Genomic DNA, 15,642 nt, shown 5'->3' with positions numbered 1-15,642 from the left:
TTTTTTTGACATAGTTTTTTTTAATTGTAGATTGCCCGCCGTCCGGTTTTCGTACGGTGGGCAATCTGCGTACGAAAACCAGACGCCATTTATTTTATTGTCTTAAGGGTAAGACCTTACCTTTAACACTTAACCAATCTCAAAACACCTGTAAGAATGTTTGGCATAAGAATTGCGCTTTCATATATGCTCAATTTCAACATGACAAGAATATCCATAATCAAATGGAATTTGATCAAGCATCAGGTAATCCTTAAAACAGCCGAATCAACTCAATCTGCTTGAGAGTGATAAGGGATTAAAACCAGACTAATACATGTTTTAGGTTCACATATTTAGATGAAATGATTTGAATTCATCAAATGCAATTCACATTACATAATAAATAACTAGGAGACCAACATGAATAATAAGGAGTCCAAGCAAATCTTTTCCAGTCCTGAAAATGATAGCCGCATCATGTCTATCTGGGAGCGCTTTCGCACTGGAGACACCTGTAATTCTGATGCCCTGCGTAGACTAATTGATGATTCGTGGAATCGATGCTTTAGTGCACAAGTTGATGCCAGTCGTTATCAAGCCCCGGCACCACTCCCTGAAGACTCTTTGTATTCGATTCGCTCGGACTGCCAAGAGCTTGTCACCGAAGGTTCTCCTGTCATGGCCCATGCCAGAGAATTTTTATCTGAGACAGGTACCGTCATGGTACTCACCAACCAGGAAGGTATTATTCTGAATCTGGAAGGTGACACCTCGACACTGGGTGCGGCAGAAGATGTCCATCTGCTTCCTGGTTGTAGTTGGAGTGAGTTAGCTTGCGGCACCAATGCCATTGGCACTGCTCTGGAAGTGGGACAACCGGTACAAATTCATTCTGCCGAACATTATTGTGCGGGCATCAAACGTTGGACCTGTTCTGCCACAGTCGTGCGTGATCCTTTTGATGGCAGCATTTTAGGTGTGATTGATGTATCAGGATTGCAAAATACCTACAACCGCCATAGCCTGGCGCTGGTCGTCACCACAGCAAGCAGAATTGAGAGTCGATTAGCTAAACGCGAGATGGAATTACGATATCGCCTGCTGGAAAGTTGCATGCAGAAAATTTCAAGCAACACGACTGATGGATTGATCATCTTTGATAAGCGTGGCCGTCCAGTCAAAGTTAATGACAAGGCTGATGCTGCTTTTCGTGATCGCAGTCAACTTTATCATCCAGGACATTCTGGCAATATATCCTCTTTATCATTGGGAATGACCGTTGGCAAAGAAGCACCATTAAACACGCCCCACTGGATTCCTAAAGAATGGTTTGAACCAATTTTGATCGATGGCCATCGCATTGGTACCGTATTAACCTTACCTATACGCGAAAAGACCAAATCTTTTCATATTTCTGATCTTCCAGCGACCAACACAACGACGGAAAAGTCACCGGCCTTTAAACGTGTGATTGGCGAAGACAAAACCTTACTGGAAGCCATCCAATGTGCAGAACAACTGGCTCGCTCCAACGTGCCAATTTTGTTATTAGGTGAAACGGGGGTTGGCAAAGAAGTCTTTGCACATGGCATTCATGACTCCAGCAATTCAAAATCCAATTCTTTTGTGGCTTTGAATTGTGGCGGCCTTTCTCGTGAATTACTCACCAGCGAATTATTTGGCTATAGCGAAGGCGCGTTCACTGGTGCCCGGCGTGGCGGCATGATTGGCAAAATTGAAGCGGCCAATGGCGGTACTTTATTTTTAGATGAAATCGGTGAAATGCCGCTGGATCTTCAACCTCACTTTTTACGGGTACTGGAAGAAGGTGAGATTTATCGTATTGGTGAAAATACCCCACGCAAAGTTAAATTCAGATTGGTTTCGGCTACCAATCGAGATTTGCGCAAAGAGGTTGCTGAAGGACGATTCCGGATGGATCTTTTTTATCGGATTTCGGTTACCAGCATTACGATTCCTGCGCTGCGCGAGCGTGCCAGCGATATCAGTCTGCTGACCAATTTCTATCTGGACAAGTTGTCACATCAACACGGCTTATCCCTTCCAACGCTTGACTCAGATGTCATTCCTTGCCTGAACAAGTATTCTTGGCCGGGTAATGTGCGCGAGCTCCGCAATGTAATTGAGCGCATGATCTTGCTGACGCCAGACTCAATCTTGAGAAAAGAATCTTTGCCGCCAGAAATCAAACAACTGACCATGCCCACTGCCACACAAGAAAAGAACGCCCCGGTTAACGCCGAATCGAAACGTCTTGAACAGATGGAGCAAGAAGCTATTTTGGCGGCGATTGATCATTGTCATGGCAACATGACTGCAGTCGCCAGAGAATTGGGTATTGCGAAAAGTACCTTATATGTGAAACTCAAGAAATTTGGCGTTTCACCGGTTGAGGCGGTACGCAGTTATCAATAGACCTTTTTTAATTATTGATATTTTGATTATATTTTTTAGCTTAGGAAGATCATCATGGCATTAAAAGATGTTGTTATCGTCAGTGCTGTCCGTACCGCAATCGGTACATTTGGTGGCGCCTTGAAAGACTTGTCACCAGCTGAAATTGGCACTGTAGTCGTCAAAGAGGCTTTCAAACGTCCTTCTCTCGATGCGGCGCGCGCCACACAAATCGTGTTTGGCAATGTGATTCATACCGAAGCACAGGATATGTATTTATCTCGTGTTGTCGGTATCAATTCGGGCATGCAGAAAGAATCCACCGCACTGACCTTGAATCGTCTTTGTGGGTCAGGCTTGCAGGCAGTGATTACTGCAGCGAATGCCATTCAACTCGGTGATGCAGACATCGCGGTAGGTGGTGGTGCCGAAGTCATGAGCCGTGCCCCCTATTCATCTTCCACCCTGCGCTGGGGAACACGAATGGGTGATGCCTCCATGACGGACATGATGATTGGTGCCTTGTCAGATCCCTTCGGCAAAATTCATATGGGTGTCACTGCAGAAAATGTCGCTGAACAATATGGCATTACTCGTGAACAACAGGATGCCTTTGCCTTGGTCAGCCAACAACGTGCCGTCGCAGCCATCAAGGCTGGTCATTTTGACTCGCAGATTGTCCCAGTCGAGTTGAAGAGTCGCAAGGGTACGACCTTGTTTGATACCGACGAGTACCCCAAGGCAGAGACGACCATGGAGTCACTGGGCAAGCTTAAACCTGCCTTTAAAAAAGAAGGTGGCACGGTCACAGCAGGCAATGCTTCTGGCTTGAATGATGGCGCTGCGGCCTGTGTGTTGATGAATGCCGAATTAGCCGCCAAGGAAGGCATTCCCGCATTGGCTCGCCTGGTATCGTATGCCGTGACCGGTGTTGACCCCTCACTCATGGGCACCGGCCCCATCTCTGCCAGCAAACTGGCTTTGCAACGGGCGGGTCTGTCATTGGCCCAGATGGATGTGATTGAATCCAACGAAGCATTCGCTGCGCAATCTCTCGGTGTCTGTAAAGGATTGGATCTTGATCCGGCAATCACCAACCCTAACGGCGGTGCCATTGCGCTTGGTCATCCCTTGGGTGCATCGGGTGCCATCATCTTGACCAAATGCATTTATGAACTGATCCGTACCCAAAAACGCTATGGTTTGGTGACCATGTGTATTGGCGGCGGGCAAGGTATCGCCGCCGTGATTGAAAGAATGTAATCTTGCTTGCCCACTTTCAGTAAGACCCATCGGATCGCTTATTGTCATTCAGGCAATGAACGATCCCGTCAAACAGACAAACTTTGCTACACGCTTTAATCGGCACGATAAAACCGGCTGTTTGAAAATTTCCGGATAGATTGCAAAAATATATACTACCCATCAGTAATTTTAAATGGCCATATATATTGCACCTAACAAGCCAATATATACCGATACTCTATATAAAGTACGGTTCTAAATGAATCGAAGCCGTCCAATAATGAACAGCCAAATCCATGATTTATATAGAGTGCAGTGCTTTGTAAGGTCCGTTGGGATTTTGCGGTCGTTCTTCAATACGCCACCGATTCACCATCTCATTGCATAACCCCCCTGAAGATAGCGCTACGTTGACACGCCTTAATTTTTTGTTGTAAAAACATCTTCTGGCCCAAACCAGCCAACTGGCTCCAGTGCCATTTCCGCTGGCATGCCAGTGCATCACCAACAGCCAAGTACAAGTCCTCAGGCAGAGCAGCTTGTACTGATCAAATAGCATGGTCTGATAAATGCTGTGCAATCAGCATGAGTGTCGCGTATGGCGGCGGTTTTACATCCGGGTGGCATTGCCCGAACCGCATCGATCAACGTCTAATCCCATCTTGACTCGCCCCTTGCGAGGCAATACGTACTCTCACACAAAGACATGCCCGGATGTGATCTCTCGGGCCGAGTCTTTTCTCTCTCCCGCTTCCAAACCCGAAACAATTATCTGTTCGAGCAACCATTCGCGAGGACGGAATTACAAGGACATGTCATGACCAGCATCATCGAATCCCCTGCATTTCACCGCCTGGAAACTGAAGGCCGATTATTAAAACCATCACTCAATGGACCAACAAAAGTTGCTGGCCGTTTTGGCTTTCGCGGTGATATCGCGCTGACGATTGACCCACCTGTCACACTAGAAGCCGCCTTTGCTGCAGCCGACAACGGCGAAGCAGCCATATCATTTCTGGCTGGCTCGCTGACAACCTTCAAACATCTTCCGGCACTGGTCGAGGCGCTTGGCGAAAACATCAAGGCAGGTGGCAAATATTTCATCTATGTGTCTGATCTTGGACGCTCTTCGCGCTATCAGATTGAATTCAATGGCGTTTCGTTTTACATTCTGCCCATTGACGATACCTCGGTCTATAACGAGCTGATCGATTACCTTTATCTCGACAAAACCAAGATGAAGAAGATGGATACCGCAGAAAAAGTCGATGCGATTGCCGATGGCGCGCTCAAGTATGGCGAGAAATACGAAGTCATCAGCTATGAAGAAGGTCTGAAACGACTTTAATTAACAGTGCTGATTGTCGGGATAGTGACGCATTCAAAACCGTCAATTCCGACAATGGCATTGAAGTTGCCAATAGGTGATCACTCTAAATATAGTTAATCTAGGTTGGATGAGAAATCTTATAGCCTGATTGATCCGCTACGCACTACCCTTCACTTTCATTATCTGCATCTTTATAAAAGCTTCAGCCAATGGGGAAGTCTGATTTCTCACAATCAAAGCACTTTCGGCATTTGCATCCTGGTCTTTTAATGGCACAAAAGTAACGCCCATATTATTTACTAACGTCATTCTCTCTGGAATGACAGCTATTCCATAATTGGCTGCGACCAAGTCAAGCATTGAAGTTTTCGGTGAAACAATTCTCGCAGGAACCGGGACAAGACCTCTTTTTAAATACAAATCTGTGACTATGCGGGCCAAACCGCCCATTTCTCGATGGAAAGACGATACAAGAGGCTCGGCAGCTATATCAGCAAGAACAATCGACTTTTTATGAGCGTACCGATGATTTGCGGGTAAAGCTACCCAAAGCCGCTCAGCTTTAAGATCAATGAATCGCACTCTCGAATCTCTTTTCAGCACTGGCAGTCTGATCATTCCTACATCTGCCTTTCCTTCAGCGACTTCCGTTACCTGAAATTCTGAAGCTGAACGATCAAGATCAATACGTGTGCTTGGATACTTTTTTAGAAATGTTTGAAAGACACTCATTAAGCTACTGACAGGTATCGTGCTTGAATGAAGCAATCTCAGGACGCCAGACTCTCCACGTGCCACATGCAAAGCTTCATCGGCTGCCTGTGACAATGTGTATGGGACTGACAAAATCCGATCTCTATATCTTTCGCCTCCCGCGGTAAGACTAACGCCCCTAGGTTCGCGGACGAACAAGGAGAATCCTAGTTCAGCCTCTAACAGGGAAATTTGACGGCTCAGAGCCGGCTGAGCAACATATAGAATCTTAGCCGCCTGAGATAAAGAGCCTAGATTTGCCACCGTAAGGAAATACTGAATTTGTTTCAGAGTAGTCATGATTCAACTCCAAATAAGGCATGCCTTTATGTTATACCTTTGATCATTAATTGGTATTTGTGTTATTGATTGATCAGCGTCAAAATCGTCTCTCCTTGATGACCCCAATCAGCTCACAATGACCAATCTATCTTTTCTGCTTTATGCATTTTTAGTTGTCATAGCCGGAATTAGCGTGGCAATACAACAAGTATTGAACGCTAACCTGAGAGCTCACATTGGATCAACATGGTGGGCTGGTTTCACCAGCTACTTTGTGGGGGTAATGGTGATGTTAATCATCGCTTTGACGACTTCACCAATTACACGACTTACCGATGCTTTCAATAACACATCTTCATGGTACACATGGATTGGTGGATTGTTTGGCGCGATTTTCATAGCTATCTGTATTCTAATGATTCCTAAACTAGGCGCGACTACAACAATTGTATTGATTGTGGTTGGCCAGATGGTGGGCTCAATGACATTGGATCATTTTGGCCTTTTTGGACTGTCAGAACAACCCATGACAATGCTAAAACTAACAGGAGCTACGTGCTTGCTTCTTGGCGTAATTCTTATCCGAATTTAGTTGAGCATGGATATTACTTCTCATCATTTTCTGGTAATCCAAACAATCACCAGAAAAGTTCGCACGAATCGAAATCAATTAGAAATGGTGAGTCATACTCAATAAATACCTACATGTCATAAGTCATAAATAGAAACTTCATTAATCGATGATATATCTGAGCACTGCCTCACATCGATAACTAATTCTGATTAACATCTTGGATTTTTATTTTTACAGCAGCTTCCCCAAGCTCCGCCTCTCAGTTAAATTATCATGAAAGTTAGATGCCATTTTGTATAGCTAGATAAAGTTTAAAAATAAACGACTAAATAGTTGTGCAATTGAAGTCTGTATAAATCACCAATTAACAGCCCAAAAAATTATTCCACGGTCACCGACTTGGCCAGATTGCGTGGCTTGTCCACATCGGTACCACGCACCAAGGCCACATGATAAGACAGTAGTTGCAATGGCAGGGTATGCAAAATTGGCGACAACCAACCTGCGTGATCCACCAGATGAATCACGTGCACGCCATCACTCGCTTCCACCTTTGAATTACGGTCAGCAAAGACATACAACTCGCCACCACGGGCACTGACTTCCTGCATATTGGACTTGAGTTTTTCAATCAGAATGTCATTGGGCGCGATCGTGACTACCGGCATATTGGCATCCACCAAGGCCAATGGCCCGTGCTTCAACTCACCTGCAGCATAGGCCTCGGCATGAATGTAGGTGATTTCCTTGAGCTTGAGTGCGCCTTCCATGGCGATGGGGTAATGCACGCCACGGCCCAGGAACAAGGCATGCTGTTTGTCGGCAAAATGCCTGGCCCAATTCTTCACTTCTTCTTCCACGGCCAAAACATTGCTCATGGCAACTGGCAAGTGACGCAACTGCGCAAGCAATTCCTGCTCTTTACCTTCAGAGAGACGGCCATGCATTTTGGCGAGCACCAGAGTCAATACAAACAAGGCGGCCAATTGTGTGGTGAAGGCTTTGGTGGAAGCCACACCAATCTCGGGACCGGCACGCGTGAGAAAGCGCAGCCTGGAATTACGGATCAAGGCCGATTCGGGCACATTGCAAATGGTGAGCGTATTGTGCATGCCACGGGCTTTGGCAAATTGTAATGCCGCCAAGGTATCCGCCGTTTCACCGGACTGGGAAATGGTAATCACCAAAGTGCCTGGCAGTGACACACTTTCGCGATAACGATACTCACTGGCAATCTCCACACTCACTGGTACACCAGCCAGCGACTCAATCCAGTAACGAGCCACACAACCGGCATGGTAGCTGGTGCCACATGCCAAAATTAAAATCTGTTTAGTCTCTTTGAAGATGGCTTCGGCTTCGGCACCAAACAAGCCCGGTGACAAAGCGGTGGCATTACTGACCATTTCAAGCGTGGCCGCAATCGCGCTGGGTTGTTCAAAAATTTCTTTTTGCATGTAGTGGTCAAACTTGCCCAACTCGACTGCATCGGCAGAAAGCTTGGATTCCACCACTGGCCGTTGCGTGGCATGACCATTCACATCATAAATTTCATAAGCCGTTTTGCGAATCAACACCACATCGCCTTCTTCCAGATAAACCACATTGCGTGTTACTTGCAGCAAGGCAGAAGTATCAGAAGCCAGAAAATTTTCACCCTCCCCCACACCCAGTAGCAAAGGTGCACCTTTGCGGGCAGCGACCACAACATCGGGTTGTGCTGCGTGAATGGCGCCAATGGCAAACAAACCTTCCAGCGTGTGCGAGGCTTTTTTGACAGCCTCCAGCAGATTATTGCCCTTACTTACCAGATGATGCAAAAGATGAACAATGACTTCGGTATCGGTTTCAGAAGTGAACACATAACCCAGCTCTTTCAACTGGGCACGAATCGGCTCATGGTTTTCAATAATACCGTTATGTACAACCGCAATTTCAATACCATCGCGTGCAGAAATATGGGGATGCGCATTACGCTCCGAAGGCACGCCATGTGTCGCCCAGCGGGTATGAGCAATACCTGTCACCGCATTGGCATCAGTAGTTTTAGCCTGAGCTTCCAGTTCTGCCACACGCCCCACACTTCGCAAGCGCTCAATATGATCACCTACCACCAAAGCCAAACCGGCAGAATCATAACCGCGATATTCAAGTTTTTTCAGGCCTTCAATCAGGATCGGCACAATATTGCGATTGGCAACAGCACAGACGATTCCACACATAAGCAGCTCCAGATAACAATCTGATCAAATATTTGAAATTTCAACCAGATAGGAATGTCAATTTTTCAATAAGTCATCGAATCAACTCGATGAGTTTCACTTTTTCACTTTAACGGGACGTTGCCAACCAGCAAGGCTAATCTGTCTGGCACGCGAAACAGTCAGCGCATTGTCCGGTGCATCCTTGGTGAGTGTGGTGCCAGCACCGAGTGTAGCGCCCTTGCCAACCCGAACCGGTGCAACCAGTTGCGAGTCAGAACCGATAAAGGCATCATCTTCAATAATGGTGCGATGTTTGTTGGCACCATCATAATTGCAGGTAATGGTACCCGCACCAATATTGACGCGCTCGCCGATTGTGGCATCGCCAATATAGGCCAGATGATTGACTTTGGACTGCGCCGCAATCTGGCTGTTTTTTACTTCGACAAAATTACCAATATGCACTTCATTAGCCAGCTCGGTGCCTGGGCGCAAACGGGCAAATGGGCCAATCATTGCCTGCTCACCCACGACCGCATCCTCAATATGCGTAAAAGCTGCCAGCTTGGTACCAGCAGCAATGCATGCATTTTTGATTACGCAGTTGGGGCCAATCTGTACACCATCACCCAGCTGGACCTTGCCTTCAAATACATTATTGACATCAATAGTGACATCACGGCCACATTGCAAGTTACCCCGAATATCAATCCGGGCCGGATCAATCAGCGTGACGCCGACTTCCAGTAACTGCGTGGCCAAGTTACGTTGATGAATCCGCTCCAGTTCAGCCAGTTGCACCTTGCTGTTGACACCGAGCGTTTCATAAATCGCAGCGGGATGCGCTGTTGTAATCCGCAATTGTTGTTGGAGTGCAGCACCAACCACATCGGTCAGATAGTATTCACCTTGCGCATTATTGTTTTTCAATTGTGGCAAACAGCCTTTCAAAAACGGCGTCGGCATGACCATGATGCCAGTATTTACTTCGGTGATAGCCTGCTCATCGGCACTGGCATCTTTCTGCTCAACAATCCGCACGATCTGTTGATTGGCATTACGCACAATCCGGCCATAACCGGTTGGATCATCCATCACCACGGTGAGAATCGCCAAAGCATCTGCGCCCGCTGCGGCTATCAAAGCTTGTAGCGTTGCAACCCGCGTTAATGGCACATCGCCATATAACACCAAGGTTGGTACAGCATCATTCAAATAGGGAATGGCTTGCATGACGGCATGGCCAGTACCAAGCTGTTCGGCCTGCATGACAAATTGAATGTCATTGGCGGCACATTGCTGCTCTACCTGTTCGGCACCATGACCAATGACCACCACAATCTGGCCCCGTTCAAGTTGCAATTGTCGGGCATTGTCGATGACGTGCCCCAGCATGGGTTTACCCGCCACCGGATGCAATACCTTGGGCATGGCGGACATCATGCGTTTGCCTTTACCGGCTGCGAGAATGACTATATTCATGGTGTAGAAATTAAATAGAATGAAAAAATTCTAGCACGCAGTTTTTGCCATAAACGCGCCAGGAATGCGGATTGTGAAGGTGGTACGGAAATAGGCTGAATAGGTCACAAAATGCGCCTTGGCTGTGCCGTTAAAAGAGTTTTTCAGGCAACAAAGGTGTAATCAACTGTAACAGAGGTAATGCCCAGCCCTTTTTTCCCGGTTCATGATCACGTACCTCATGATGTAAATCCGCACCACCCTGCCATTGAATCACCTTACCAACCTTGCCACTATCTGCCGGCGGATCCACCAAACTGAGTCGGTAACTATGTTCAATGAGTCGATCTATAAATACCTGCGTTTGCTTGGCGAGTTCAGGACTACGAATCACCAGGCCAACCTCGGTGTTCTCACTGTGTGAGCGCGGATCAAGATTCACCGAACCGATAAATACCACCTGCCGATCCACAATAATCGCCTTGGCATGCATGCCAGGGTGCGAGTGCGCTTCCATCAATTTATCCTGATTCTTGATCGGCTTGAAGGGAGACAACTCATAAATTGTCATACCCTGAGCCAATAATCCAGCACGCTCTTTAGCATAAAGTGTAAATGCCAGTGGCGCGTCCATGGCATCCAGAGAATTGGTTAATAGCTGAACTTTTTTCCCTTGCCTTAAAGCATCGCCCAGCAGCTCAAGCATGCCAGCCTTGGGGATGAAATAAGGATTGAGAAAAAAGATTTCCTGCCTGGCCTTTCTGGCCAGGGTAATCGCATCATCATATGCTGTGTCGGGTACCTTGCCATCAATCGCTTTTTCCGGCTGGTCCACCACCACATAGGCAGGGGCATTAAGTAACTCCAGTTGACCACTCTCAAGTTCGCTAAGCAGCTTATGTGAAGCAATTAAACATTCACATTCACGATCTTCGACCAAAGGCTTTTGATTAGCCTCATTGGCATCACGCAAATTCATATGATTATTTTTGAAAGTGGCAACCGGATAAGCGAGGCTGCTATTCCAATAATCATCAAAAGTCTTGGATAAATCCTTGACGACTTTACCCGTCACCAGCAAATCCAGATCAATCACAAAGTTGTCCGGATTACTGTCGAAATTTTCATCGCCAACATTGCGTCCGCCGGTCAGTACAATCGCATTATCGGCAATGAATAATTTGTTGTGCATGCGGTGATTGAGTTCTTCAAAACGCTGGATGGATGTGAATACTCGCGTCAATAACGAATCTCGTGCAGCAGCAAATGGATTGAACAAGCGAATCTCAATATTGGCCTGCTGAGCCACCTGGGCAAACAGTCCATCCTTGCCAGCCGTATGGTAATCATCAATCAATAAACGGACCCGCACACCACTGTGTGCAGCGATTTGCGCCTGCTCCAGCAAGGCCTTGCCGGAGTTGTCGTCATTGAAGACAAAATACTGCATGTCGATGGTTTTCTCGGCTTTTTGCATCAGGGCCAAGGTCATGCCGCGCTTTTCGGCACCGGTCGGAATCAGCCTGAAACCAGAAAGCGCTGGATTGCTCACCGAGCGCTGGGCAATTTTGCCCAGGGTGGTTTGTTGCGGCTGGGTCAGCGCATAAGAAGGATGTTTGTCAACTGGCTCGGGAAGACTGACACAGCCGGCCATCAATCCGATCAAGCCACCAATGATTAGCCAACGAATCAAGCCGATGAACATCTTACTCAAATCGACTGATGGATATGATGCTCTCCACGCTATTTGATAGTTTGTCATCGGTTGCACAGGGCTCTTCATCAAAAGCAATATCGCCATTGGCATCAGCTAGTCCTGTTGGTTTGAGATTGAAAAAATCAAACAATTGACGATCCATCAAATGTGATGGGGTGATACTGGATAAAGCAGCAAAGATATTATCAACCCGCCCCGGAAAACGTTTATCCCATTCGCGCATCAGTGCCTTGACTTCCTGGCGCTTGAGGTTTTCCTGACTGCCACATAGATTGCAGGGAATGATGGGAAACTGTTTAACCACTGCATAGCGTTCAGTATCTTCCTCCTGCACATAAGCCAATGGTCGAATAACGGTATGCTTGCCGTCGTCACTCACCAGTTTGGCTGGCATGCCCTTGAGCTTGCCGCCATAAAACAGATTGAGAAAAAAGGTTTCCATGATGTCATCACGATGATGACCAAGCGCAATCTTGTTGCACCCCAGTTCACCCGCAACGCGGTACAAAATACCGCGGCGCAACCTTGAACAAAGTGAACATGTGGTCTTTCCCTCGGGGATCACGCGCTTGACGATGGCGTAGGTATCCTGATTTTCAATATGGAAAGGGATGCTGAGTTGTGTCAGGTATTCTGGCAAAACATGTTCCGGGAAACCAGGTTGCTTTTGATCAAGATTGACCGCCACCATATCAAAATGCACCGGCGCACGTTCACGCAGCTTGAGCAGAATGTCCAGCAAGGCATAACTGTCCTTGCCACCCGACAGACAGACCATGACTTTGTCACCCGCTTCAATCATGTTGTAGTCGGAGATGGCCTGACCAACCAAACGACACAAACGTTTATCGAGCTTATGATTTTCGCGGGCAATCTTTTCTGCCTTTTTGCGATCCAGCGATAAATCCGTCGCTTCCGGAACAGCAAAATTCATGTGGTTTCCTTGAAATGCAATACTTCGATGCCTACACCGGCGCAATCGGCATACACATCGGGTTTTTCGGTTGAAACACGCACCGCTACCACCAGCGGATGCGTCAGCAGGCGTGCTGCGATTTCATCGCACAGCGTTTCCTGCAAATTAATATGAGTGCGGCCCGCTTGCTCATGAATGATGGCACGCACAAAATCATAGTCCAGCACTTCGGCAATACTATCTTGCTGCGGTGTAGTTTGCTGCAGCGGCACAAACAGATCCACATTAAAAAGTATGCGTTGCGCGTTCAACTTTTCAAAATCGTGAATACCAATTTGCACCGGCACAGCCACATCACGCAAAAATATCCGTCGACAGTGCCGTAATTGGGGCAAGGCCAATAAGCTCATCTCAACCCCGATTCATCAACATGACATCACGCGATAAAGCCTGCAGATGCTGACCACCGTCCACCAATATGGTGGTGCCAGTGATGGCCGGTGATTCGGCCACAAAACGCACGGTTCGCGCAATGTCTTGGGGTGTAGAGGAACAGCCCAAGGGCGTTTGTTGATGTGCCACCTGAAACTCCTGCTCGGTCTGATCCGCAGAAGGCAAGCTGATGCCAGGCGCCACACCAACTACACGAATGCGCGGTGCCAAAGTCTGCGCGAGCATGGTCGTGGCTGCCTGTAAACCGGCCTTGGTCAGGGTGTAGGACAAAAAATCCGGATTGTAGTTATAGAGCTTTTGATCAAGCAGATTGATCACCACAGCTTTTTGACCTTCGGCCAATGTTTCGGCCAGCGCTTGCGTCAAGACCAGCGGTGCCGCCAGATTGGGTAATAAATGACGCAACAGACTGACGTAATCAATATCACCAATACAGTCATACTCAAATAGCGCAGCATTATTGACCAATACACTGACTGGCCCGAGCATTTCAAAACACGCTGACAACAATGCACGTGTCTGGCCTTCATCAGCCAAATCGGCATGCAAGGCAAAAGCGGCCACGCCCAACGCACGGATTTCCGCCACCGTGGCGTCAGCCTCCTGCTGTGAATGGCCATAATGCACGCCAATTGCGTAACCGGCATGCGCCAATTCCACTGCAATGGCCTTGCCAACACGTTTGGCAGCCCCGGTCACCAGCGCCACTTTAGGCAAAGGGCTGGGCAGCTCGGCGACAAGTGGTTGATCACTGGATGAAAGACTCATGAGTACAATGCGCACATGAAAGCACGCTCCAATTCTTCACAAAATCCAATTTTACCTGTCCCTAGCCAGGATGCACTGGCGCACACTGTCCGAGTGGTCGAATATCTGCGCGAACAGATTGTCCAGGCTGGTGGCTGGCTACCCTTTTCGCGTTATATGGAATTGGTGCTCTATGCGCCAGGACTCGGCTATTACGCAGCAGGAGCACGTAAATTTGGCCAACTCGAATCCGATGGCAGTGACTTTGTCACCGCGCCCGAAATGACCCCACTGTTTGGCCAGACGCTGGCCAGCCAACTGGCTGAATGGCTACCCAACACAGCACCACAAATCATGGAATTTGGCGCCGGCACTGGCAAATTGGCAGCACATTTACTCAATGAACTGGCACGGCTTGAAACGCCTTGTGAGCAATACTGGATTATTGAATTGTCGGGAGATCTGCGCGAACGACAACGTGCTACCCTGCAGCAACTGGTACCCGAGCACGCGCACAAGGTGCAATGGCTGGACAGCCTGCCAAGCACGTTCAAGGGCATCATGCTGGGCAATGAAGTCTTGGATGCCATGCCGATTGGGTTGTGGCATTGGCAAAACGCCCAATGGTCGCAACGCGGTGTGGTGTGGCAGGCGGCTGAATCCAGCACCACACCAGCCGATGGCTGGTTTGCCTTTGCGGACCGTCCTGCCGACGCAACAAACCATCCTCGAGAAGCCCTTCCCGACTGGACACCCACCAATGATCCCTATTTGTATGAAACCCATGCTGCTGAACAGGGTTTTATGCGCTCGTTGGGTCAAGCCCTGGAACAGGGTTATATCGTAATGATTGATTATGGCTTTCCGGCACATGAGTACTATCACCCGCAACGCAACGAAGGCACCCTGATGTGTCATTACCGGCATCATGCGCACGACGATCCGTTTTATCTACCGGGTTTGCAGGACATTACCGCCCATGTCAATTTTTCTGCGATTGCCGCTGCTGGCCAAGAAGCTGCTCTGGAATTGCTTGGCTACACCAGCCAGGCTCGCTTTCTCATTAATTGCGGCTTGACCGACCGTTTGGCACAACTTGATCCCAGCCAGATGGCGAACTATCTGCCGCAAGCCAATGCATTGCAAAAACTGGTGTCTGAAGCAGAAATGGGTGAGCTGTTCAAGGTGATTGCCTTTGCCAAATCAGCCGATCACGGTGCCAGCGGATTTATGCGCGGTGATCGCAGTCATACGCTATAGTCACACCAAATACTGATGATCAACACCATGAAACTGCACTCAGCCACAACAACCAGGCCAAACTTCAATTCACACCTTATTGAGATGATTTCATGATGCGCTGGTTGCTGGTGATCTTTTTCACCGTTGTGGTCTTCAGCAGTGCCTTGCCATGGCTGGAAAAGCTGGGGATAGGTCGCTTGCCGGGTGATGTCCGTTTCAAGCTGTTTGGCAAAAGTTTTCATCTGCCCTTTGCTTCGACCATTTTGATTTCACTGGTCGCCCTGCTGATTGGCAAGCTGATCTGAATTTCGCTGATCAAAC

General features: G+C 47.9%; 13 protein-coding genes. 6 read left to right on the top strand and 7 right to left on the bottom strand.

The window, feature by feature from the left end; all coding sequences use genetic code 11:
- The first annotated feature begins 402 nt into the window (after positions 1-402).
- From ACMYR3_RS00775 to ACMYR3_RS00765, 3 genes are all read left to right on the top strand, one after another.
- A complete protein-coding gene (locus tag ACMYR3_RS00775) occupies positions 403-2,418 on the top strand; it encodes a sigma-54-dependent Fis family transcriptional regulator (protein WP_424193586.1) in 2,016 nt (671 codons plus the stop codon).
- A 54-nt stretch (positions 2,419-2,472) separates the two neighbouring features.
- Entirely contained in the window at positions 2,473-3,660 is a 1,188-nt protein-coding gene (locus ACMYR3_RS00770) for an acetyl-CoA C-acyltransferase family protein (protein ID WP_424193584.1), read from the top strand.
- A 799-nt stretch (positions 3,661-4,459) separates the two neighbouring features.
- A complete protein-coding gene (locus tag ACMYR3_RS00765) occupies positions 4,460-4,990 on the top strand; it encodes a hypothetical protein (protein WP_424193582.1) in 531 nt (176 codons plus the stop codon).
- Positions 4,991-5,128: 138 nt separating this feature from the next.
- Here ACMYR3_RS00765 and ACMYR3_RS00760 read toward each other — a convergent pair whose 3' ends face one another.
- A complete protein-coding gene (locus ACMYR3_RS00760) occupies positions 5,129-6,025 on the bottom strand; it encodes a LysR family transcriptional regulator (protein WP_424193580.1) in 897 nt (298 codons plus the stop codon).
- 118 nt (positions 6,026-6,143) lie between these two features.
- Between ACMYR3_RS00760 and ACMYR3_RS00755 the strand changes: the two genes are divergently transcribed.
- On the top strand, positions 6,144-6,599 hold the full coding sequence (locus ACMYR3_RS00755) for a DMT family transporter (protein ID WP_424193578.1): 456 nt from the start codon (positions 6,144-6,146) through the stop codon (positions 6,597-6,599).
- A 362-nt stretch (positions 6,600-6,961) separates the two neighbouring features.
- On the opposite strand, the gene glmS is transcribed toward ACMYR3_RS00755, so the two are convergent.
- The 6 genes from glmS to ACMYR3_RS00725 all read right to left on the bottom strand — a co-directional run bounded on the left by glmS (position 6,962) and on the right by ACMYR3_RS00725 (position 14,100).
- Positions 6,962-8,803: a glutamine--fructose-6-phosphate transaminase (isomerizing) gene (glmS, locus tag ACMYR3_RS00750; protein ID WP_424193575.1), complete on the bottom strand. Its 1,842-nt coding sequence runs from the start codon at positions 8,801-8,803 to the stop codon at positions 6,962-6,964.
- A 96-nt stretch (positions 8,804-8,899) separates the two neighbouring features.
- Positions 8,900-10,267 carry a bifunctional UDP-N-acetylglucosamine diphosphorylase/glucosamine-1-phosphate N-acetyltransferase GlmU gene (glmU, locus tag ACMYR3_RS00745; RefSeq protein WP_424193573.1) on the bottom strand — a complete coding sequence of 456 codons (1,368 nt, stop codon included), beginning with the start codon at positions 10,265-10,267 and terminating at the stop codon, positions 8,900-8,902.
- Between the two features lie 130 nt (positions 10,268-10,397).
- The gene (locus ACMYR3_RS00740; protein ID WP_424196288.1) at positions 10,398-11,951 is read right to left on the bottom strand and encodes a phospholipase D-like domain-containing protein; all 1,554 of its coding nucleotides are present in this window, start codon (positions 11,949-11,951) and stop codon (positions 10,398-10,400) included.
- A gap of 1 nt (position 11,952) precedes the next feature.
- Positions 11,953-12,897 carry a tRNA 2-thiocytidine(32) synthetase TtcA gene (gene ttcA, locus ACMYR3_RS00735; protein ID WP_424193572.1) on the bottom strand — a complete coding sequence of 315 codons (945 nt, stop codon included), beginning with the start codon at positions 12,895-12,897 and terminating at the stop codon, positions 11,953-11,955.
- Positions 12,894-13,289, bottom strand: a complete 396-nt coding sequence (locus ACMYR3_RS00730; protein WP_424193570.1) for a dihydroneopterin aldolase — start codon at positions 13,287-13,289, stop codon at positions 12,894-12,896. Before ACMYR3_RS00730 ends, ttcA begins: the two co-directional genes overlap by 4 nt.
- 1 nt (position 13,290) lies before the next feature.
- Complete coding sequence (locus tag ACMYR3_RS00725) at positions 13,291-14,100, bottom strand: SDR family oxidoreductase (protein ID WP_424193569.1); 810 nt, start codon at positions 14,098-14,100, stop codon at positions 13,291-13,293.
- A gap of 15 nt (positions 14,101-14,115) precedes the next feature.
- On the opposite strand from ACMYR3_RS00725, the gene ACMYR3_RS00720 reads away from it, so the two are divergent.
- Together ACMYR3_RS00720 and ACMYR3_RS00715 are read left to right on the top strand one after the other, a co-directional pair.
- Positions 14,116-15,339, top strand: a complete 1,224-nt coding sequence (locus ACMYR3_RS00720) for a class I SAM-dependent methyltransferase (RefSeq protein ID WP_424193567.1) — start codon at positions 14,116-14,118, stop codon at positions 15,337-15,339.
- A 92-nt stretch (positions 15,340-15,431) separates the two neighbouring features.
- On the top strand, positions 15,432-15,626 hold the full coding sequence (locus ACMYR3_RS00715) for a DUF2905 domain-containing protein (protein WP_424193565.1): 195 nt from the start codon (positions 15,432-15,434) through the stop codon (positions 15,624-15,626).
- The last annotated feature ends 16 nt before the right edge of the window (positions 15,627-15,642 follow it).

The organism is Ampullimonas aquatilis, from assembly GCF_049675895.1.
Lineage (GTDB): Bacteria > Pseudomonadota > Gammaproteobacteria > Burkholderiales > Burkholderiaceae_D > Ampullimonas > Ampullimonas aquatilis.
The sequence above is the reverse complement of the archived record's forward strand: the minus strand, read 5'-3'. Positions and strand labels throughout refer to the sequence as shown.

Coding starts and splice junctions, on each gene's coding strand:
- ACMYR3_RS00775 (WP_424193586.1), top strand. CDS start 403: ATGAATAATAAGGAGTCCAAGCAAATCTTTTCCAGTCCTGAAAATGAT.
- ACMYR3_RS00770 (WP_424193584.1), top strand. CDS start 2,473: ATGGCATTAAAAGATGTTGTTATCGTCAGTGCTGTCCGTACCGCAATC.
- ACMYR3_RS00765 (WP_424193582.1), top strand. CDS start 4,460: ATGACCAGCATCATCGAATCCCCTGCATTTCACCGCCTGGAAACTGAA.
- ACMYR3_RS00760 (WP_424193580.1), bottom strand. CDS start 6,025: ATGACTACTCTGAAACAAATTCAGTATTTCCTTACGGTGGCAAATCTA.
- ACMYR3_RS00755 (WP_424193578.1), top strand. CDS start 6,144: ATGACCAATCTATCTTTTCTGCTTTATGCATTTTTAGTTGTCATAGCC.
- glmS (WP_424193575.1), bottom strand. CDS start 8,803: ATGTGTGGAATCGTCTGTGCTGTTGCCAATCGCAATATTGTGCCGATC.
- glmU (WP_424193573.1), bottom strand. CDS start 10,267: ATGAATATAGTCATTCTCGCAGCCGGTAAAGGCAAACGCATGATGTCC.
- ACMYR3_RS00740 (WP_424196288.1), bottom strand. CDS start 11,951: ATGTTCATCGGCTTGATTCGTTGGCTAATCATTGGTGGCTTGATCGGA.
- ttcA (WP_424193572.1), bottom strand. CDS start 12,897: ATGAATTTTGCTGTTCCGGAAGCGACGGATTTATCGCTGGATCGCAAA.
- ACMYR3_RS00730 (WP_424193570.1), bottom strand. CDS start 13,289: ATGAGCTTATTGGCCTTGCCCCAATTACGGCACTGTCGACGGATATTT.
- ACMYR3_RS00725 (WP_424193569.1), bottom strand. CDS start 14,100: ATGAGTCTTTCATCCAGTGATCAACCACTTGTCGCCGAGCTGCCCAGC.
- ACMYR3_RS00720 (WP_424193567.1), top strand. CDS start 14,116: ATGAAAGCACGCTCCAATTCTTCACAAAATCCAATTTTACCTGTCCCT.
- ACMYR3_RS00715 (WP_424193565.1), top strand. CDS start 15,432: ATGATGCGCTGGTTGCTGGTGATCTTTTTCACCGTTGTGGTCTTCAGC.